The 20688-nt window shown below is 31.0% G+C and carries 15 protein-coding genes; 5 read left to right on the forward strand and 10 right to left on the reverse strand.

Annotated features, from left to right (window positions below; translation table 11 throughout):
- Positions 1-2 precede the first annotated feature (2 nt).
- Positions 3-1586 carry a hypothetical protein gene (locus tag EC396_RS02575; protein WP_370276407.1) on the reverse strand — a complete coding sequence of 528 codons (1584 nt, stop codon included), beginning with the start codon at positions 1584-1586 and terminating at the stop codon, positions 3-5.
- A gap of 52 nt (positions 1587-1638) precedes the next feature.
- On the reverse strand, positions 1639-2676 hold the full coding sequence (locus EC396_RS02580) for a glutaminyl-peptide cyclotransferase (protein ID WP_129365146.1): 1038 nt from the start codon (positions 2674-2676) through the stop codon (positions 1639-1641).
- Between the two features lie 120 nt (positions 2677-2796).
- On the opposite strand from EC396_RS02580, the gene EC396_RS02585 reads away from it, so the two are divergent.
- Complete coding sequence (locus EC396_RS02585; protein ID WP_129365147.1) at positions 2797-3048, forward strand: type B 50S ribosomal protein L31; 252 nt, start codon at positions 2797-2799, stop codon at positions 3046-3048.
- Between the two features lie 173 nt (positions 3049-3221).
- Here EC396_RS02585 and EC396_RS02590 read toward each other — a convergent pair whose 3' ends face one another.
- The 4 genes from EC396_RS02590 to gcvP form a co-directional block, all read right to left on the reverse strand.
- Complete coding sequence (locus tag EC396_RS02590; RefSeq protein WP_129365148.1) at positions 3222-3689, reverse strand: HAD family hydrolase; 468 nt, start codon at positions 3687-3689, stop codon at positions 3222-3224.
- Positions 3690-3767: 78 nt separating this feature from the next.
- Positions 3768-5432: a pyruvate dehydrogenase complex dihydrolipoamide acetyltransferase gene (locus tag EC396_RS02595; RefSeq protein ID WP_129365149.1), complete on the reverse strand. Its 1665-nt coding sequence runs from the start codon at positions 5430-5432 to the stop codon at positions 3768-3770.
- Complete coding sequence (gene pdhA / locus EC396_RS02600) at positions 5433-6425, reverse strand: pyruvate dehydrogenase (acetyl-transferring) E1 component subunit alpha (RefSeq protein WP_129365150.1); 993 nt, start codon at positions 6423-6425, stop codon at positions 5433-5435. It lies immediately after the preceding gene.
- A gap of 264 nt (positions 6426-6689) precedes the next feature.
- Positions 6690-9536 carry an aminomethyl-transferring glycine dehydrogenase gene (gene gcvP / locus EC396_RS02605; RefSeq protein ID WP_129365151.1) on the reverse strand — a complete coding sequence of 949 codons (2847 nt, stop codon included), beginning with the start codon at positions 9534-9536 and terminating at the stop codon, positions 6690-6692.
- Between the two features lie 137 nt (positions 9537-9673).
- Here gcvP and EC396_RS02610 point away from each other — a divergent pair, with 137 nt between their 5' ends.
- Positions 9674-10510, forward strand: coding sequence for a hypothetical protein (locus EC396_RS02610; RefSeq protein WP_129365152.1), 837 nt, complete (start codon positions 9674-9676; stop codon positions 10508-10510).
- Between the two features lie 4 nt (positions 10511-10514).
- Positions 10515-11321, forward strand: coding sequence for a bifunctional 2-polyprenyl-6-hydroxyphenol methylase/3-demethylubiquinol 3-O-methyltransferase UbiG (locus EC396_RS02615; protein WP_129365153.1), 807 nt, complete (start codon positions 10515-10517; stop codon positions 11319-11321).
- Positions 11322-11372: 51 nt separating this feature from the next.
- On the opposite strand, the gene EC396_RS02620 is transcribed toward EC396_RS02615, so the two are convergent.
- Together EC396_RS02620 and EC396_RS02625 are read right to left on the reverse strand one after the other, a co-directional pair.
- A complete protein-coding gene (locus tag EC396_RS02620) occupies positions 11373-12149 on the reverse strand; it encodes a zinc ribbon domain-containing protein (protein ID WP_129365154.1) in 777 nt (258 codons plus the stop codon).
- Positions 12150-12151: 2 nt separating this feature from the next.
- Positions 12152-13246: a Nif3-like dinuclear metal center hexameric protein gene (locus tag EC396_RS02625; protein ID WP_129365196.1), complete on the reverse strand. Its 1095-nt coding sequence runs from the start codon at positions 13244-13246 to the stop codon at positions 12152-12154.
- Positions 13247-13345: 99 nt separating this feature from the next.
- Here EC396_RS02625 and lpxK point away from each other — a divergent pair, with 99 nt between their 5' ends.
- Positions 13346-14383 carry a tetraacyldisaccharide 4'-kinase gene (gene lpxK, locus EC396_RS02630; RefSeq protein WP_129365155.1) on the forward strand — a complete coding sequence of 346 codons (1038 nt, stop codon included), beginning with the start codon at positions 13346-13348 and terminating at the stop codon, positions 14381-14383.
- Positions 14355-15164 carry a purine-nucleoside phosphorylase gene (locus EC396_RS02635; protein WP_129365156.1) on the forward strand — a complete coding sequence of 270 codons (810 nt, stop codon included), beginning with the start codon at positions 14355-14357 and terminating at the stop codon, positions 15162-15164. The genes lpxK and EC396_RS02635 overlap by 29 nt, the downstream gene beginning before the upstream one ends.
- Positions 15165-15254: 90 nt before the next feature.
- On the opposite strand, the gene EC396_RS02640 is transcribed toward EC396_RS02635, so the two are convergent.
- Positions 15255-17705, reverse strand: a complete 2451-nt coding sequence (locus EC396_RS02640) for a thiamine pyrophosphate-dependent enzyme (protein ID WP_129365157.1) — start codon at positions 17703-17705, stop codon at positions 15255-15257.
- A 167-nt stretch (positions 17706-17872) separates the two neighbouring features.
- Positions 17873-20683 (reverse strand): aminopeptidase, encoded by a 2811-nt coding sequence (locus EC396_RS02645; RefSeq protein ID WP_129365158.1) that lies wholly within the window; start codon positions 20681-20683, stop codon positions 17873-17875.
- Positions 20684-20688: the final 5 nt, after the last annotated feature.

Here is a 20688-nt window from a genome sequence, read left to right on the forward strand (position 1 = left end):
ATTTATTCTTCAAAAATAATATGTTGATATGCACCTATGTCTGCTGGTGCAGATCTTAGAGTTCCTAAAATATCGTAAGGTACTTTAATGCTTCCTTGTAGCGCTGATTTTTCTTTACCATCCGATTTTTCGCCAATTATCAATTCATTTTCGTAAGGCAATTTAAAATCAGGTTTTCCGTTAAAAATATTGTTTGAATAATGATTGGTATCTTCAAAATTATATTCGGGAATATTGGTATAAGAATTGCCAAAATCGTTAAATTTTATCAGGTTGTTTTCAAAAAAGTAATTGAAAACCGTTGATTCTTCAGCTTTATTTATAATAAGTTCAATACTGTTATTTCCTTCAATAATACAATTGGTGAAATTTGCAGCCAATAAATCACGAGTTTGATCAACTATTTCATTGTCTTGGATAAATGAATAATAATTGTTTATCAAAACACTTGGAAACTGACGAATGCCATTATTCCAATAATTTGCAAATGTTGAGTGGGTAAAATTATAAGTACCGCCAATTGTACAAGCCAAAGATACTTGTCCGCTATTATTAATTACTAAGTTTTCTCCCTTAATATTGGTGTTTCTTCCTAAAATTCCAAAATTAGAGCTGTTGTATATTTGCGTGTTTTTAATAGTTAAAGTAGGGGTAGAGGTGCTACCTATAGAATCCATAATAATACCCGCAGTTGCATTTTTAATAATGGTGTTATTAATGCTATGGTTTTTACTGCCTGATCGCAGCCAAATACTTCCCCATTGACCAGGAATATTACTTAACTCAGGTTCTAATCTGTCACCTTCAATAATTACTTCGTTATTTAATTCTCCGTTAATAATAAGTGTTGCGTCTTTGTCTACAATTAATCCTGAATTGTTATGAAAATAAATATTTGCACCAGCTTCAATAGTTAATTTTTTTGTTGAAGGAACAGCGCAATATCCATAAATTACATATGGTTTTTCATTTGTAAAAGTGGTATTGTCTTCTAAATAAAACCCATTTACGGTAATTTCCTTACCTTCAGCATCAATTCCAATAGGTATGGTTTCTATAAAGCCGTTTGCATCTTTTGAAGGATATAAAAAATAAGCATCTTTAACCAGTGTAACTAATTTGATATCTTGAAAATACCCACCACCAGAAAACTCGATAGAATCAGTATAAATTGGGTTTGGTACTTTGTTAAAATCGATTGTGGTTTCAATAAAAATATAGATGCTGTCTTTTGCTGAAATTTCAACGTTTTCAAAATATTTACCCGAAGCTCCATCAACATTTAAGCGATAAAATGAGTTTTCTCCTCTTCCTAATTTAATGGTTGGAATTGAAATATTTTTATTGCCTTTATTGTAAACTTTTAACTGATAAGTACTTGATCCTATATTGGTAAAAACGGTATCTAAATAAACAGTATCTTTTGAAAACAAAAGTTTCCCCGAACTAAGTTCGGCTGAAAAATCTTCTCTGCATGAAGTTAAAAGCAGTGTTATTGTAATTATAAAAATAGAGCAAAAGCGCATTTGTAAGTTTTTGTAAATATAAAAAATATTAGAGATAAAAATACCAGATAAAATGCGCATATAAATTAATTTTAAAATTTATATGCGCATTGGTAAATTTTATTTAAAAGGTTTATTGTTTTTTAAATAGCTCAATTTCATACAACTTACCCCAATGTTTACCAGTTACAAATAATCGGTTATTTTCTTTGTCGTAGGCTATACCATTTAAAACATCGTCGTGTTCTTCTAAATTTTGTTCTTTCAAAATTAAATCTTTTAAACTGTTTAAATTTGCAACTCCTTCAACTTTTCCATTGGTTGGATTTACAATTAAGATAGAATTTTGTTGCCACACATTGGCATATATCATTCCATTTACATATTCAAGTTCGTTTAAATTTTCAACTTTTCGTGTATCGGTATAAGCTTCAATATAGCTTTCTTCAACCAAAGTTTCAGGATTTAAAAACCAAATATTTTCAGTACCATCAGTTTTAATAATTTGTTTGTTGTTATGTGTAAGTCCCCAACCTTCGCGACTTTTGGTATATTTAAATTCTCCTTCTTTTTCAAAAGTGTCTAAATTGTATATAAAGCCAAGGCCACCTTTCCAGGTTAGTTGGTAAATTTTGTTGTTAAAAATAGTTATGCCTTCTCCAAAATATTTTGCATCTAAATCTTTTTGTTGTAAAACTTTTCCAGTTGTTAAATCTACTTTTCTAATAGATGATTCACCATTTCGTCCAGTGCCTTCATATAAAAAACCATTATAATATTCTAAGCCTTGCGTGTAGGCACCTTTGTCGTGTGGATAGGTATTTACAATTTTGTACGAATAAATAGCTGGAGGCGTATCTGCCATAATATAAATTGGGCTTGTTACTTTTTCAGTTTTATGATCATAAAAAACAAGAGCATTAATTGTGTGCTTTCCTAATTTGTAATCTTTAACATTTAAAGTAGCAGTATTGTTTGTGCTTTTTATTTTTGTATTTCCTATTGAAAATTGAACAGAATCGATTGGTTTATTACCTTTTTCTGAAATTGAAATGGTTAATTCTTGATTAGATTGAATTTTTTTAGGTGCATTTAATATAAATTTGTACTCACTTTTACATGAAATTACTGCTAGAAATAGGGTAAAACCTAGAAAATATTTGTGTAACATAACTTAATTAAGTTTTTTTGAAAGATTTATGTAAATAAAATAAATTATTTGTTTGAAGTTTCAAAAATATAGTTAAATTTGCAGTCTTAAAAATAAAAACAGCATTAAAACGAGTTTACGATGAGAAAAGGTATACACCCAGAAAATTATAGAATGGTAGCATTTAAAGATATGTCTAATGAAGATGTGTTTTTAACTCGTTCAACAGTAAATACTAAAGAAACTTTAGAAGTTGACGGTGTTGAATATCCTTTAGTAAAATTAGAGATTTCAAGAACATCACATCCTTTTTATACAGGTAAATCTAAATTAATTGATACTGCAGGACGTATTGACAAGTTCAAATCTAAATATGCTAAATTTAAAAAATAAGCATATTGTTACACTATATAAAAAAGCCTTAACTTTTGTTAAGGCTTTTTTATTGTTTGATATTTTATAAACTTTTCTACTTTAAAAATTGTAGTATTTTAATGCTTAATGCCAAAAATGCACAAACAATTTACTTAGTAAAGTTGACTTAAGAACTTTTGTGATAAGCTTTTTTAATTTCTTAAAGTCGCAATTAATTTTTTGGGAGTTAAAAGCAATTCAAAAGCATTGTGAATGTTTTTACAAATAATATCTGCATTTATTAAAGTTGAAGTGCAAATACCTTCGTTTTCTAATATTCCAACGCCTACAATAGCTTCTTTTAGCATTAATTGATCGTTTCTGCCATTTCCAAAGGCAACTGTATTTAAAGGGTTTAATTCTTTTAAAATGGCCAATTTTTGTTCACTTTGATTTTCACTTGAAATTTTTATAATCTCACAATTTAGGTGTTTTAATTGGTTTTCAACAGTATCAAATGTATCGGCAGTAATTACATATATTTTGATGCTTTTTGATAGTTTATTGATAAGCAAATCCATATCATAAATCAATTCACCATTGTTTGCGATTGTTCCGTTAAAGTCGCAAAGTAAATTTTTGATTTCAATTTTTTTATATCCTGGGATATCTATTGTCATATTTTGTTATTTTAAAACTAGGGTTTAAAAAAACCCATTGTGAAAACAATGGGTTTTTAAATATTTTGAAGCTAAATGTTAAGCTAACATAGCAACTGGATTCTCAATATACTGTTTTAAGGTATTCATAAAAGCAGCACCTACAGCACCATCAATAGTTCTGTGGTCACAAGCTAAAGTTAATGTCATTACATTTCCAACAACAATTTCTCCTTTTTTAACAACAGGTTTTTGTTTAATTCCACCAACAGATAAAATTGCTGAGTTAGGTTGGTTGATAATAGAAGTAAAATGATCTACACCAAACATACCTAAATTAGAAACTGTAAAAGTAGAACCCGACATTTCAGCAGGTGTTAATTTTTTGTTTTTAGCTTTGATTGCTAAATCTTTTATTTCAGCACCAATTTGAGTTAAACTCTTAGAATCTGTAAAAGGAATTACAGGAACTACCAAGCCATCTTCAATAGCAACAGCTACACCAATAGAGATGTGATTGTTGTAGATAGTTTGTTCGTTTGTCCACTCAGTATTAATTTGTGGGTGCGATTTTAATGCCATAGCACAAGCTTTTACAACTAAGTCATTAAAAGATATTTTTGTATCTGGTAATGCATTGATTGTTTCTCTAGATGCAATAGCATTGTCCATGTCAATTTCCATTGTCACAGTAAAGTTTACTGCAGTAGTTTGAGAATTGTCAAGCGCTTTAACAATTGCTTTACGCATTTGAGAATTTTTCACTTCAGTTCTACTGATTTCTCCAGCAGGAGCAGCAACAACAGTTGCAGCAGCAACAGCAGTTTCAACAACAGGATTGTAATTTTCAATATCTGTTTTTACAATTCTACCACCTTCTCCAGTACCAACAACTTTTGCTAAGTTTATTCCTTTTTCTTCAGCTAAAACTCTTGCAAGAGGAGAAGCTACAATACGTCCATTTTCAGAATTAATTGCGCTTACTTTTTTAGTAGCTGTTGTATTTGCATTATTTGTGGTTGTTGTAGGATTCTTTTTTTCTACTACAAATTCTGTAGGAGCTTGTTCTTTAGGTGCAGCAGCTACAGGAGCAGCAGCAACAGAACCAAATCCAGCTACAACAGCAGTTACATCTGTTCCAGCTTCACCAATAATGGCTAATAAAGAATCTACAGGAGCATTTTCACCTTCTTGTAAACCAACATATAACAATGTTCCTTCATTAAAAGATTCAAATTCCATTGTGGCTTTGTCAGTTTCAATTTCAGCAAGGATATCACCTTCAGAAACTTTGTCACCAACTTTTTTCAACCATGAAGCTACAGTACCATCTGTCATAGTATCACTTAAACGAGGCATTGTAACAACAGTAATATTATCTGGAACTACAAAAGCTTCAGCAGCAGGTGCAGTTTCAGTTTTAGCAGGAGCAGCATCAGTTTTTTCAGCAGCAACAGGTGCTGGAGTTTCTTCTTTTGCAGTTGTTTTGGTAGCACCTCCGGCTAACAATGCAGAAATATCTTCACCTTGTTCACCTATAATTGCTAATAAGCTATCAACAGGAGCTGTTTCCCCTTCTTGCAATCCAATATGTAATAAGTAACCTTCGTTAAAAGATTCAAATTCCATTGTAGCTTTGTCAGTTTCAATTTGAGCAAGGATATCTCCTTCTTCAATTTTATCCCCTACTTTTTTTAACCACTGTGCTACAACTCCTTCAGTCATTGTATCACTTAAACGGGGCATTGTAATAATTTCTGCCATCTATCTATGTTTTAAAAATGGATAATCTTGTTGATCATACACCATATCGTATAATTGTTGAGCTTCTGGGAATGGAGACTCCTCAGCGAATTTTTGACATTCATCAACTTTAGCTTTAACTTCTTTGTCCCATTCTTTAACTTCTTTTTCTGTAGCGTATTTTTTCTTATAAATAACATCTAACACTTGAGTAATTGGGTCAATTTTACGATATTCATCCACTTCATCTTTTGTTCTGTAGTGTTGAGCGTCACTCATTGAGTGTCCTCTATATCTGTAAGTTTTAATATCTAATAATGTAGGTCCGTCACCTCTTCTTGCTCTTTCAATAGCTTCTTCCATTGCTTCAGCAACTTTAATAGGATTCATTCCATCAACTGGCCCACAAGGCATTTCGTAACCTAAACCAAGTTTCCAAATATCTTCGTGGTTTGCAGTACGACTTACTGAAGTTCCCATTGCGTATCCATTGTTTTCACAAATAAACACAACAGGTAATTTCCAGGTAATAGCCATGTTAAAAGTTTCGTGTAAAGAACCTTGACGCGCAGCACCATCACCAAAATAGGTTAATGTTACACCGTCTCTACCAAAATATTTGTCAGCAAAAGCCAAACCAGCACCTAAAGGTATTTGTCCACCTACAATTCCGTGACCACCATAAAAATTATGTTTAGGAGAGAAAATATGCATAGATCCCCCCATACCTTTTGATGTTCCTGTAACCTTACCTAACAGTTCAGCCATAATTCTTTTAGGATCTTCTCCTAATCCAATTGGTTGAACGTGATTACGGTATGCTGTAATCATCTTGTCATTTTTACCCATTACGTGTAATGCACCAGCTAGTACTGCTTCCTGACCATTGTACAAATGTAGAAATCCACGAACTTTTTGTTGAATATAAAGAGCCGCTAATTTATCTTCGAATTTTCTCCAAAAAAGCATGTCTTTATACCAATTGATATAGGTTTCTTTAGTGATTTTTTTCATTATGATTATAGGATATTTGATTTATATCGAAATGCAAAAGTACTATTTTGAGCGATAGTAAAAAAGGAACTGCTTATATTTTTTATGTTAATATTACTGGTTTACCAATTATTGAAATTTTTCCTATTTTTTTGAATGAATGAAATTTTTAATGCAGTTGAATTAAGAAAACTGTAATTTTTGAAATTTAATTTATTTTGAAATTAAAAAGCCCCACGTATTTGTGAGGCTTTTTTAGTGTAATATGCGTTAAAAACGCTTAAATTAATTGATATAATCTTCAATAGGATTGCAAGAACAAATTAAATTTCGATCTCCATAAGCATCATCAACTCTTCTAACTGATGGCCAAAATTTATTTTCTTTAATATATGGTAAAGGAAAAGCAGCTTGCTCACGTGTGTATGGGAAATTCCATTCATTAGCAGTTAACATTTCTTGTGTATGCGGTGCATTTTTTAAAGCACTATTTACATCGCCACTTTCCATAGCATCAATTTCACCTTTTATGCTTATTAAAGCATCGCAAAAACGATCTAATTCTGCTTTGTTTTCACTTTCTGTAGGTTCAATCATAAGTGTTCCAGCTACTGGAAAAGAAACTGTTGGCGCGTGGTATCCGTAATCCATCAAACGTTTAGCAACATCTGTAACTTCAATACCCTTTGCTTTAAATTCTCTAAAATCTACAATCATTTCATGTGCAGCAAAACCATTTTCTCCAGCATATAAAATTTTGTAATGTTTTTCTAAACGAGCTTTTACATAATTGGCATTTAAAATGGCATAAATTGTAGCCTCTTTTAAGCCGTTTGTACCCAACATTTTAATATAGCTATATGAAATTAGCAATACCAATGCCGATCCCCAAGGTGCCGATGAAACAGCTGTAATAGGAGTTGCTCCGCCAGTTGGAATGATTGGGTTTGAAGGTAAAAATGGAGCTAAATGTTCTACCACACAAATAGGGCCAACGCCAGGACCGCCACCTCCGTGAGGTATTGCAAATGTTTTGTGTAAGTTTAAATGACAAACGTCTGCTCCAATAGTTGCAGGATTTGTTAAACCCACCTGCGCATTCATATTGGCGCCATCCATATATACTTGTCCGCCACGTTGGTGAATAATTTCAGTAATTTCTTTAATAGTACTTTCAAAAACACCGTGGGTAGATGGATAAGTAACCATTAAACAAGCTAAATTATCTTTGTATAATTCGGCTTTTTCACGTAAATCTTCCACGTCAATATTTCCTTTTTCGGTAGATTTTGTTACTACAACTTCCATACCAGCCATAACTGCTGAAGCTGGGTTGGTACCGTGAGCCGAAGCCGGAATTAAACAAATATTTCTATGGTGATCGCCTTTAGATTCGTGGTAAGCTTTGATAACCAACAAACCTGCATACTCGCCTTGCGCACCTGAATTTGGTTGTAAGGAAGTAGCATAAAAACCAGTAATTTCATTTAAAGCAGCTTCCAATCCTTTAAAAACTTCTTGATAACCTTGTGCTTGTTCAACAGGTACAAATGGATGCATAACACCCCATTGTGGCCAGCTTAAAGGCAACATTTCAGTCGCTGCATTTAATTTCATAGTACAAGAACCCAAAGAAATCATTGAGTGGTTTAACGATAAATCTTTTCGTTCTAATTTTTTAATATAACGCATCATTTCAGTTTCTGAATGGTAGTTTTCAAAAACTTCATTGGTCATAAAAGTAGAGGTGCGTTTTAAATTTTCGGGTAAGTTATTTTCTTTAACTTCATTAAAAGAAATTGTATTTTTTCCTTCAGCAATGGCTAAAATTTCTAAAATTTCATTTACATCACTTAAAGTTGAAGTCTCGTTGATAGATATACTTACAAGTTTTGTTGATGGGTAATAAAAATTAATACCTTTATTTTCTGCGATTTCTTTTACTGTTGAAGTGTTTGAAACTTCAATAGTTAAGGTATCAAAATAAGTACAGTTTAATTGTTTTAAGCCTAATTTTAAAATTCCTTCATTTAAAGTAGTTGTTAAATTCTGAATTTTAGTTGCAATGTATTTTAAACCTTTTGGTCCGTGAAAAACACCGTACATACCAGCCATAACAGCCAATAAAACTTGAGCGGTACAAATATTTGAAGTTGCTTTTTCACGTTTAATATGTTGTTCTCTGGTTTGTAAAGCCATACGCAAAGCACGGTTTCCGTCTTTATCTTGGGTTACACCAATAATTCTTCCAGGTAGTGTACGTTTGTAAATTTCTTTTGTAGCAAAATAACCTGCATGTGGACCTCCATATCCCATAGGAATTCCAAAACGTTGTGTAGTTCCTACAACAACATCGGCTCCCCATTCTCCAGGAGGAACTAAATTTGCCAAACTTAATAAATCGGCTGCAACGGCAATTTTAGCATCTACACTTTTTGCTTTTTCAACAAAAGCACTGTAATTATGAACCTGACCATTTTTTGATGGATATTGCAAAATTGCGCCATAAACATTTTGGTTGAATTCAAATTTTTGGAAATCTCCAATAATCAACTCAATTCCTAAAGGAATGGCTCTGGTTTTTAAAACATCAATGGTTTGTGGTAATACTTCATCAGAAACAAAAAACTGAACAGCATTTGCCTTTTTTTGTTCTTTAGTACGGTTGTTTAACAACATAGTCATTGCCTCACCAGCGGCAGTACCTTCGTCTAATAACGAAGCATTTGCCAACTCCATACCAGTAAGCTCGGTAACCATAGTTTGGTAATTTAACAAAGCCTCTAAACGACCTTGCGCAATTTCAGCTTGGTAAGGTGTGTAAGCAGTGTACCATCCCGGATTTTCTAAAATATTGCGTTGAATTACACCTGGCACTATGGTTGGATGGTATCCTAAACCGATATAATTTTTGAATAATTTATTTTTTGCGGCCAATGATTGAATATGACTCATGTATTCATATTCGCTCATAGCGATTGGTAAATTAAGATTGTTTTTTAGTCGAATATCTGCAGGAATGGTTTGGTCAATTAAAGTTTCTACTGATGAAACTCCAATTGTTTTTATCATTTCTTCAACCCCTTTCTCACGAGGTCCAACGTGTCTTAAAACAAAAGAATCTGTTCTCATTTAGTGTAATTAGTAGGTGAATTTTAGGTTGACAAAAATACGTAAAATACAAGTATTCAAATACTATTTTTATTACATATTGTAATATTTTGTTAACCATTTTATTTGTTCGTTGGTCAATTGGCTACATTTGCCAAATGCAATTTTTACAAAAAATAAAAGACTTTTATATTTTTAGCAATATCCATGTTGCTTTGGCTGGGTTTTGTATGGCTAAAATTTCTTTGTTGAAATTTGAAAACTCATCTTATAAAATGCCTGTTTTTATTGCATTATCAATCGTTGTTTCTTACAATTTTATTCGGTTTTATGAAATTAAAACAAGTAGGTTAATTTGGTTGAAAACATGGTTTTATGAATTTAAAAAAAGTTTGATTGTTTTATCGGCTTTTTCAACTCTAGGGATATGGTATATTTTGGGTTTTACCAATTTTAACTTTAATTCGCTTATTATATTGATTCCGTTTGCATTGATAACTTTTTTTTATGTTGTTCCTGTTTATAAAAATGAGAAAATTGAAGTTTCTTTTAGAAATTTTCCATCCATAAAAATTTTTAGCATTGCAATTTCTTGGGCAGCTATTTGTGTATTATTTGCTTTGGATGAAGCGAATATTGCACTAGATAAAAATGTTTGGATTGAATTTGTACAACGTTTTTTTATTTTAATTGCCATTACACTTCCTTTTGATATTAGAGATGTAAATTACGATTCTAAAAAACTAAAAACTTTACCGCATGTTTTAGGCGTTAAAACATCAAAACAATTTGGGTTAATTTTGTTAATAATATTTGTATTGTTAACTTTTTTTAAAGAAAATTATTTAATTTCTGAAGTTTATATAAATATTATTGTTTCAATAATTACAGGTTGTTTTTTATGGTTTTCATCTGCTGAAAAATCGAGATATTATACAAGTTTTTGGGTGGAAGCGATTCCTGTTTTTTGGTTGTTTTTAATTGTGTTATTTTAGTGAAATGGAAAAGTTTAAAAAATATTTTGAAGTAAATAAAGAAACTTGGAATAAAAAAGTGGGTATCCACACCAAATCTGAGTTTTATGATATTGAAGGATTTTTAAAAGGAAAAACTTCATTAAATGCTTATGAATTAAGTGAAGTAGGTCATGTTGAAGGAAAAAAATTATTGCATTTACAGTGTCATTTTGGACAAGATACTTTAAGTTGGAGTAGGTTGGGAGCCAAATGTACGGGTATAGATATTTCTAATGAAGGTATTGCAGAGGCTCAAAAATTAAATAAAACTTTGGGATTAGATGCAACTTTTATTGAAAGTAATTTATATGAAGTTCCAGAAAAAGTAAAAGGTAAGTTTGATATTGTTTTTACATCGTATGGTGTAATTGGCTGGTTACCCGATTTAAAAACTTGGGGAGAAATAATTGCCTCAAAATTAAAAAAAGGTGGTGTGTTTTATATGATTGAATTTCATCCAATTGTTTGGATGTTCGATTTTTTACAAACGCCACCAAAATTAACCTATCCATATTTTAACAAAGAGGTAATTTATGAAGAATATCAAGGGACTTATACAAATAATGATGCTGATATTACAAGTAAAGAATATGGCTGGAACCATGGTTTGGGTGAAGTTGTTTCGGCTTTAACCAGTGCAGGTTTGCAAATAGAATTTTTAAACGAATTTGAAAAATCGCCATACAATAGTTTTCCGGATATGGAAAAAACAAATGATGGCTTGTTTGTTTTAAAAGAAAACCAACGCATGTTTCCTTTGTTGTATTCTATTAGAGCTATTAAAAAATAAAAAAGGCTTCCAAATTTGGAAGCCTTTTTTATATAAATATTTGATAAGCAATTATTTGCTTAACATTCTTTCGATTTTTTCTCTTTCTTCGTCTGCTAAAGCACCGTCAACTAAAATACGTCCACTATGCTCATCTGTAATAATTTTTTTACGACTCGCAATTTCAACTTGTCTTTGTGGTGGAATCGTAAAGAATGAACCTCCTGAAGCACCTCTATCAATTGCAACTACAGCCAAACCATTTTTTACAGTAGATCTAATTCTCTTATAAGCAACTAATAAATGATCATCAATTAAATCAGCGTATTCTGCAGATTTCTCAAGTAATAAAGCTTCTTCTTTAGCTGTATCACCCATAATATCATTTAATTCTGCAACTTTGTGTTTTAAAGCTTCTTGTTGAGTAGCAATGTTTGCTTTTGTTGAAGCAATTACTTCATTTTTTTGCTCAATTTTAGCTTTAAATTCTCTAATTCTTTTTTCAGCCAATTCAACTTCTAATTCTTGGTATTCAGTTTCTTTACTGATTGAATTAAATTCTCTGTTATTGCGAACATTTTTTTGTTGTTCAGCGTATTTTTTAATCAAAGCTTTAGCGTCTTCAATAACTGCTTTTTTTGCTGTAATTTCACCTTTTAGGCTAACAACATCTTCATCTAAATTGGCAAGTCTTTTATTTAAACCTACTATTTCATCTTCTAAGTCTTCAATTTCTAAAGGCAATTCACCTCTAACACTTTTAATTTCATCTACTCTTGAATCAATTAATTGTAAATCGTACAATGCTCTTAATTTTTCTTCAACAGTAACTTCTTTCTTTTTAGACATATTTATAAGTAATAAATTGGATTCGTGTTTTTTTGTGATAAAATGATTGCAAAATTAGGAAATTTTTTTGTAAGAATATCAACTAAAATATTTTTTGTGAATTGTTCACTCTCATAATGACCAATATCTGCAATAATTAATTTGTTTTCGGCCTTGTAAAACTCATGATATTTAATATCTGATGTAATATAAATATCGGCTCCTTTTGCAATTGCATTGTTAATGGCAAAACTTCCAGAACCGCCTAAAACAGCTACTTTTTTTATTGGTTTTCCTAGCAATTGTGAGTGTCTAATGCCTTTTGCGTTCATGGTGTTTTTTACAAAATTAAGAAAGTCAATTTCCTCCATTTCTTTAGTCAATTCGCCAATCATTCCTAAGCCAATTTCTTGGTGAATATTTTCTAAATTAACAATGTCATAGGCAACTTCTTCATAAGGATGTGACTTAAAAAGCGCAGAAAGTATGTTTTGTTGCTGGTGTTTTTCAAAAATTACGCTTATAAAAGTTTCATTTTCGGTGTGTAAATTTCCTTTTTCGCCAATTACTGGATTTGAATTTTCATTGCCTTTGTAAGTACCAAATCCATCGGTATTAAAACTACAACAATCGTAATTTCCAATGTTACCAGCTCCAGCTTCAAACAATGCCAATCGCACAGATTCGGCATTTTTTGTAGGCACATAGGTTGTTAATTTTTTGATGGTATTTTTTTGCGGAATCAATATTTTTTTATTTTCCAAGCCCAATATTTCACAAATTTTTGCATTTACCCCCACAAAACTATTGTCAAGTGCAGTATGCATAGCATAAATGGCAATGTTATTTTTAATGGCTTTTAAAACCACACGTTCTACATAGTTTTTACCATTCAATTTTTTTAAACCCGAAAATATAATAGGATGAAAGCTAACAATTAGGTTACATTTTTTTTCAATAGCCTCATCAACAATGTTTTCTAAAGTGTCTAACGAAACTAAAACGCCTGTAACTTCAGTTTTAAAATCACCAATTAACAAGCCAACATTGTCAAAATCTTCAGCATAATTTAAAGGTGCAATTTTTTCAATGCAATTGGTTATGTCTTTAATTTTTATCATAATAATTCAAATTGTACAAACAAATATAATTTTTACACATGAAAGTTAAACCTTTTAAATAGAAATATTCTGATTTGTTTTGTAATTTTGCATTTGGTGAATTTTCTAAGAAAAATAGCGTTTCCATTTAGTTTATTGTATGGTTTAATTACTTTTTTGCGTAATTATTTGTACAATGTTAACGTATTTAAATCAACCAAATTTAAAACACCAACCATTGTAGTTGGTAATTTAAGTGTTGGTGGTACAGGAAAAACACCTCAAATAGAATATTTAATTCGTTTGTTGCAAAATAACTATAAAGTTGCTGTTTTAAGCAGAGGATATAAACGAAAAAGTGAAGGATTTGTTTTGGCTGAAACAGGTGTAAATGCTGAAATTATTGGCGATGAACCTTTTCAGTATTTTCAAAAATTTCCAAATATTATTGTTTGTGTGGATGCAGATAGAACCAACGGCATTCAGCAATTGGAAAAAATGCAAAATCCACCCGATGTAATTTTGTTAGACGATGCTTTTCAGCATAGAAAAGTGCAAGGCGGATTTAATATTTTATTAACATCGTACAATGATTTGTATGTTGATGATTGTATGTTGCCAACAGGTAATTTGCGCGAAAATAAATGGGGAGCCAAACGTGCACAGACTATTATTGTGACAAAATGCCCAAACAATCTTTTAGCTGAAGCACAGGAAAAAGTAGTGTCAAAGTTAAATGTAAACCAAAAGCAACCTGTTTTTTTTACGACAATTGCTTATTATGAAACGTTGAAAGGTATTGATGAAGTTTATTTAGAAAACCTAAATGATACGGAATTGCTTTTAATTACGGGAATTGCAAATCCAGCACCTTTGTTAAATTATTTGAATGAAAAACAACTGAAATTTAAACATTTAAAATTCCCAGATCATTACGATTTTAAAGCTGCTGATATCGAAATGATAAAGTTAAATTTTGAAGCATTAACTTCTTCAAAAAAAATGATTTTAACAACAGAGAAAGATTATGTTCGTATCTTTGATAAGGTAAAAAACATACATTATATTTCAATAAAAACAACATTTATAAATCGTGAAAACGATTTTAATAAACTTATAAAAAATTATGTGGAACAAAGTTCAGGAAACCGTTAAATTTCTTCAAGAAAAAGGAATTACAACACCAGATTATGGAATTATTTTAGGTACTGGTTTGGGTAATTTGGTTGAAAAAATCTCAATTGAAATTGCTATTTCGTATGCCGATATTCCAAATTTTCCGGTTTCAACAGTGCAAGGGCATTCAGGAGAATTGATTTTTGGTACTTTAGGAGGAAAAAAAGTGGTAGCAATGCGTGGTCGTTTTCATTATTATGAAGGTTGGACTATGGAGCAAACTGTTTTTCCTGTACGTGTAATGAAATATTTAGGTGTTGAAAAGTTAATTGTTTCAAACGCATCAGGAGGCGTAAATCCAGCTTTTAAAGTGGGTGATATTATGATTATTACAGATCATATTAATATGATGCCAGCGCATCCTTTACACGGTAAAAATGATGAGCGTTTTGGTCCAAGATTTGTTGATATGCACGAAGCTTATTGTAAAAAAATGATTGCTAAAATGGAAATGATTGCTGAAAAATCAAATGTTTCTATTCAGAAAGGAATTTATTTAGCCCTACAAGGTCCTACTTTTGAAACGCCTGCAGAATATAAAATGGTTAAAATCTTAGGTGCAGATTGTGTAGGAATGTCTACAGTACCTGAAGTAATTGTAGCCAAACATATGGGAATGACTTGCTTTGGTTTATCCGTAATAACCGATTTAGGTATTGAAGGTATTGTTGAATCTGTATCTCACGAAGAAGTGCAGGAAGTAGCTAAAAAGTCTGAAAAAGTTTTAGGTGAATTGGTTGAAGCGTTTGTACAACAATAGTTTTTTAACATAGAAGCGATGGTCAAAAGCAAAAGTCAAAAGTCAAAAGTTTAAAGTCAAAAAGTCAAAAAGTCAAAAGCTACAGTTTATTTAATATAGTTTTTTAAATTTTGAAGGATTTACTTCACGCATCATATTGTAGATAGTTTCAAAAATATCTTCAGCATTTGGTTTTGAAAAATAATCTCCATCTGAACTATAAGCAGGCCTATGTGCTTTAGCTGTTAAAGTAATGGGCTTGCTATCTAAAAATTCATAGGCATTTTGTTCTTCTAAAATAGCATTTAACAAATAAGCAGATGCACCTCCAGGAACGTCTTCATCAATAACAATTAATCTATTTGTTTTTTGAACACTTTTAACAACATCGTGTTTTATATCAAAAGGCAATAAACTTTGCGCATCAATAATTTCAATATCAATATCAACCTGTAATAAATCATTTACTACATCTTGCACAATTTTTAGGGTTGAACCATATGAAACTACTGTAATATCTTTACCTTCTCTAATTGTTTCAACAACACCTATTGGCGTTTTAAATTCACCAAAATTGTTTGGTAATTTTTCTTTAAGTCGGTAACCATTTAAGTTTTCTATAACCAAAGCGGGTTCGTCGCATTCTAGTAATGTATTATAAAATCCAGCTGCCTTTGTCATATTTCGAGGCACTAATATGTGAATTCCTCTTAATAAATGAATAATAGCACCCATTGGAGAACCAGAATGCCAAATACCTTCCAATCTATGTCCTCGAGTTCTAATAATTAAAGGTGCTTTTTGTTTACCTACAGTGCGGTAATGTAAAGAAGCTAAATCGTCGCTCAATATTTGGATAGCATATAGCACATAGTCTAAATACTGAATTTCGGCAATAGGGCGTAGGCCTCTTAAAGCCATACCTATTCCTTGTCCAATAATAGTCGCTTCACGAATACCTGTATCAGAAACTCGTAATTTTCCATATTTATCTTGTAGTCCAACCAAACCTTGATTTACATCTCCAATATTTCCAGCATCTTCTCCAAAAATAAAAACATCGTTGTATTTAGAAAACAGCGTATCAAAATTATCCTTTATAATAATTCGGGCATCAACTAGTTCTGGATTTTTTGGGTAAGTAGGTAAAATTTCTTTTGCATTTTGAATACTTTTAGAAGATTCGCTATGCAAATGAGAATTGTATTTTGGTGCTTCAGTTTTTATAAAATTAGTAATCCAATTTTGAAGTTGTGTTTTTTCTACAAATTGTTCATCTCTAACATAAACAATAGATTTTCTTGCTGTAGAAATTAAATCTTTTCTGCAAGGTTCACTTATTGTAGCCAGGTCGTTTTTTAATTTTGACAGAAAAACTTTGTTGTTACTTTTAGCTGCTAAATTATCAAGAAGCAACATTAACTTCGATTTTTCTTCCTTTATGGGAGTTAAATAAGCACTCCAAGCGTCTCTACGAGCTTGACTTACTAGTTTTTTAGCATCCTTTTCAATTTTTATCAATTCTTCTTCAAGTTCAACAAATTTTAAAACATTGCCTGTTTGGTCTATTAATTCAAACTCAAAAATCCAGTCTCGCATTTTAGAAATACAATCAAATTGTTTTTCCCATATTAAGCGTTCTTTTGATTTGTAGCGTTCGTGTGAACCAGAAGTTGAATGACCTTGCGGTTGTGTTAAATCTTGTACGTGAATAAGAACAGGTACATGTTCTTCTCGTGCAATTTTAGCAGCTTTGGCATATACGTCCATTAATTTGGCATAATCCCAGCCTTTTACAACAAAAATTTCAAAACCTTTATCTTTCTCATCTCTTTGAAATCCTTTAAGAATTTCAGAAATATTTTCTTTTGTTGTTTGAAATTTAGCAGGAACCGAAATTCCATAATCATCATCCCAAACACTTATTACCATAGGTACTTGTAAAACACCTGCAGCATTTATGGTTTCAAAAAACAAACCTTCAGAAGTACTGGCGTTACCAATAGTTCCCCAAGAAATTTCATTTCCGTTGTTTGAAAATTTAGATTTTTCAAGTTCAGAAACTTCTCTAAAAAGTTTTGAAGCATAAGCAACTCCCAACATACGTGGCATTTGAGCTGCTGTTGGTGAAATATCTCCAGTTGAATTGTATTGTTCGGTTAAATTTTTAAACTCTCCGTTTTCATCCAAACTATGCGTAATAAAATGACCACCCATTTGTCTACCACCCGACATAGGTTCAGCTTTAATGTCTGGATGCGCATACAAACCTGCAAAAAACTGTTGTGGAGTTAATTCTCCAATTGCCATCATAAAAGTTTGGTCACGATAATAACCAGATCTAAAATCACCTTTTTTGAACGATTTTGCCATCGCCAATTGAGGTATTTCTTTGCCATCACCAAAAATTCCAAATTTTGCTTTTCCTGTTAAAACTTCTCGGCGCCCCAACATACTACATTCTCTGCTTATTACAGCAATTTTGTAATCGTCTAAAACTTCTTTTTTAAACTGATTAAAAGAGAGTTGTTCTGGTGAAGTAGATGAGGGTTTTACTTGCATGGTTTTTTAATTTTTCATTTTTCAGCTGTGCGAAGTTAGTTATTTTTGATGATAATTAAAAATGAACTGGCTGAATTGGGAATTGTTGTGAATAAACAATCAAAACTCGAAATTTTATAAATATTATTTAATTGATTGTCAATTGAATATTGCAAAATTTTAAAAATTTAATAAAATCCTCTTCGTAAAAAATTTACGATTCTTTTTGGATTTAAAACCAATACAAACCTTATTCTAGAGGCGTAATCTGTTTGTGTAATTTCCCAACCTAAATTAGAGTAAACAGGAAAATACACTTCTAATATATCTTGCACAAAATTAAGTCTAACACCGTTTTCATAAGCAAAATAGACGTTTTGATTTTTGTTTTTAGCCAAAGCAACATCGTTGTAAATTTCAGCCCAACGCCAAACACCAATACTTGTGTTTATTGAAGTTAACCACTGATTTGCGTATTGTACGGGTAAATTAGACTTAAAACCACCTTCAGCAATAATAATTTGCTGACTTAAAAAACCTGTTGTTGCAGAGCGACCTAAATAATCGTATTGAAATAAATAATCCGTTGGCCTGTCCATAGCAAAACTAAAAAAATCGGTATTCGTGTCGTTTGTTAAAAAAGCACCTGCAAAAAACCTAAAATCAAATTGTGTGTTGGTGTTTGTTAAAATTCTATAATGTGCATCTAATGATACCTTACTAAATTTATCGGACATTTGAAATCCGGTAGACAAACGAATATCATTAATTACATTTGGTTTTGAGAAGCCGTAATTAATACTAAAAACATTGTATTTTAAAGTTTCAGGATCTTGTGTTTCTGTAGGTGAAGGAGCTTTGTCAACAAAAGTATAACCTGCAGAAATAGCATTGCTACTAATGTCTCTATGGCTTTTTTTTCTAAATTCTAAAAATGCGAAAGGTGTAAATTTGCTGTAAGGTAAATCTGGAGCATAGTCGTAATGATTACCAGCAACACCTAACACAAATTTATTAACTTGTTTATTTTCAGGTAAAAACTCGTATTTTAAAGAGTAAGATCCTGAAAATGCGTTACTTTTTGTACTGTATGATGGTGTGACTTTAAAATTAATGCTTTTATTTAAAAAAGTTTGATTTGAAAAAGCCATTCCAAGTATAATTCCACTGTAATAGTTGTATCCAAAAACAGGAGTGTAAAATAATTGGTTGTAATATGGGTTTTCAATATCTTTAAAAAATTTTAATTGTAAAGGCCTTGTAAATAAAGTAGGATTTACATTTTTCCAGTTATTTCGCAAGTTGTATTCAGGTAAAAGCGATTGGTAATTTAAAGATAGCTTGTCAAATCCATCTTTAGGTATGGTAATTTTAGAAATTGAATCTATACCTGTAAGCCATTTTCTGTATTTGATTTCAGAATCTTTAATTCCAAATAATTCAATAGGAACCGTAAAGTCTCTCATATTTTTTACGGTAACTTCAATAGAGTCGTTTATAACATCAACTTTTTTAATTTTATAATCACTTTTTTTACTGGTCTCTATATAACCATTTTTAAACCAATCTATATTTTTAGTTGTGCTAATATTGTTAAAAATGGTATTGCTCTCTGTTTTTTTTATGGCATTGTTTTTAGAGAAATCTACAATTGCATTTTTAATAGTTTCTTCGCCTAAATAATTTTCTAAATATTTTAAGCCAATACCAGCTTTGTATTTATTGGCAATTTTTTGGTTGAAATTAGACAAGGAATCTGCAGGTGTTGTAAGTGATTGGTCTAAGTTTTTACGAGCAGCAAACTGATGGATAAAATAATATTTATCGTTAAAATCTATTTTAGCCAAGTTAAAACTTCTAACACCCCAAATTTTTGAAACATTACCAATGGCTTTCATTTCAGGATAATATTCCTCAATATATTTCATCATTAAATATGTTTGTAAGCCATCAGCAAGCCAAACATCTTCTCTTTGATTGAACAAAAATTTTGTAGTGATGTATTTTCTTGCCAATACTTTGAACATTTTTATATCCCATTCAAAATTATCACTAAAGGGTGCTAAAAATTCGGGCAATTGATTGAATCCGTAAACTGGATCTTTTTCGTATTCTATTTTGTTAATTAACAATTTGTTATGTGGGTATGCACCTAAGTAAGATTCAATAAAATGAAGTTCTCTATTTAATATGGTTGTTTTTACAACTAAATTTAATCTTGCTGAATTTAAGTTGGTAATAATTGAAACAGGTTTGGAATTGTACTGCGAAAAATCATCATATTGAGAGATACTCAATTCAACATCTAACCGGTTTTTTCCTATTAATTGATAAGTTTTTTGAAGTGAATTTTTAGTTTCAGAAACAATTAAATCACTGTTTAAAGTATAATCAGCCGGAACATTTACCGAGATGTTATAATCGGTAAAATCCATGTATAAATCGTCCAAGTCTAGATTGTTATAAGTATCCCATTTTTTATTGAATATTGCAGGAACTAAATACCAATAGCGCAAGTTGTAAATATTAGAACTTACACCGTATCTTGTAAATTTAGAATTGGGGATTTTTACAACATATGTAATTATAATTTTAGCAGAATCGTTGGGTTTTAAGGGCTCTTTTAATAGGATGTTTAAAATATCAGGTTGTTGATTTGGAGACTTCCAATCAGCAACTTCATAATCTACAAGAATGGTATTTATGGTTGAATTTCCTCGGTTTTTTGATTTGGTGAAATGGAAAGATTTCGAGTTTTTTTCAACAAATCTTTGCGCCAATGGCGTTTTTTTATCTTTATACGCATTTGGCCAATTGCTTAAATAAATGTTATTTAAAATGCTGTCCGATTTGTTAAAGTAATTAATTTCCTGATAAATATTTAATTCGTGAGTTTCTGTATTTAAGGTAGCATTTATCTTAATGTTGTTATTTTGACTAAAACTTAAGTTCAAAAAAACAACACCAAAAACAACCATTAAAAGGAGATTCTTATTCAAAAAAA

The organism is Lutibacter sp. HS1-25, from assembly GCF_004121075.1.
Lineage (GTDB): Bacteria > Bacteroidota > Bacteroidia > Flavobacteriales > Flavobacteriaceae > Lutibacter.

Bases quoted from the DNA above. Each gene is read 5' to 3' on its own strand.
- EC396_RS02575 (WP_370276407.1), bottom strand. From the start codon at position 1,586: ATGCGCATTTTATCTGGTATTTTTATCTCTAATATTTTTTATATTTAC.
- EC396_RS02580 (WP_129365146.1), bottom strand. From the start codon at position 2,676: ATGTTACACAAATATTTTCTAGGTTTTACCCTATTTCTAGCAGTAATT.
- EC396_RS02585 (WP_129365147.1), top strand. From the start codon at position 2,797: ATGAGAAAAGGTATACACCCAGAAAATTATAGAATGGTAGCATTTAAA.
- EC396_RS02590 (WP_129365148.1), bottom strand. From the start codon at position 3,689: ATGACAATAGATATCCCAGGATATAAAAAAATTGAAATCAAAAATTTA.
- EC396_RS02595 (WP_129365149.1), bottom strand. From the start codon at position 5,432: ATGGCAGAAATTATTACAATGCCCCGTTTAAGTGATACAATGACTGAA.
- pdhA (WP_129365150.1), bottom strand. From the start codon at position 6,425: ATGAAAAAAATCACTAAAGAAACCTATATCAATTGGTATAAAGACATG.
- gcvP (WP_129365151.1), bottom strand. From the start codon at position 9,536: ATGAGAACAGATTCTTTTGTTTTAAGACACGTTGGACCTCGTGAGAAA.
- EC396_RS02610 (WP_129365152.1), top strand. From the start codon at position 9,674: ATGCAATTTTTACAAAAAATAAAAGACTTTTATATTTTTAGCAATATC.
- EC396_RS02615 (WP_129365153.1), top strand. From the start codon at position 10,515: ATGGAAAAGTTTAAAAAATATTTTGAAGTAAATAAAGAAACTTGGAAT.
- EC396_RS02620 (WP_129365154.1), bottom strand. From the start codon at position 12,149: ATGTCTAAAAAGAAAGAAGTTACTGTTGAAGAAAAATTAAGAGCATTG.
- EC396_RS02635 (WP_129365156.1), top strand. From the start codon at position 14,355: ATGTGGAACAAAGTTCAGGAAACCGTTAAATTTCTTCAAGAAAAAGGA.
- EC396_RS02640 (WP_129365157.1), bottom strand. From the start codon at position 17,705: ATGCAAGTAAAACCCTCATCTACTTCACCAGAACAACTCTCTTTTAAT.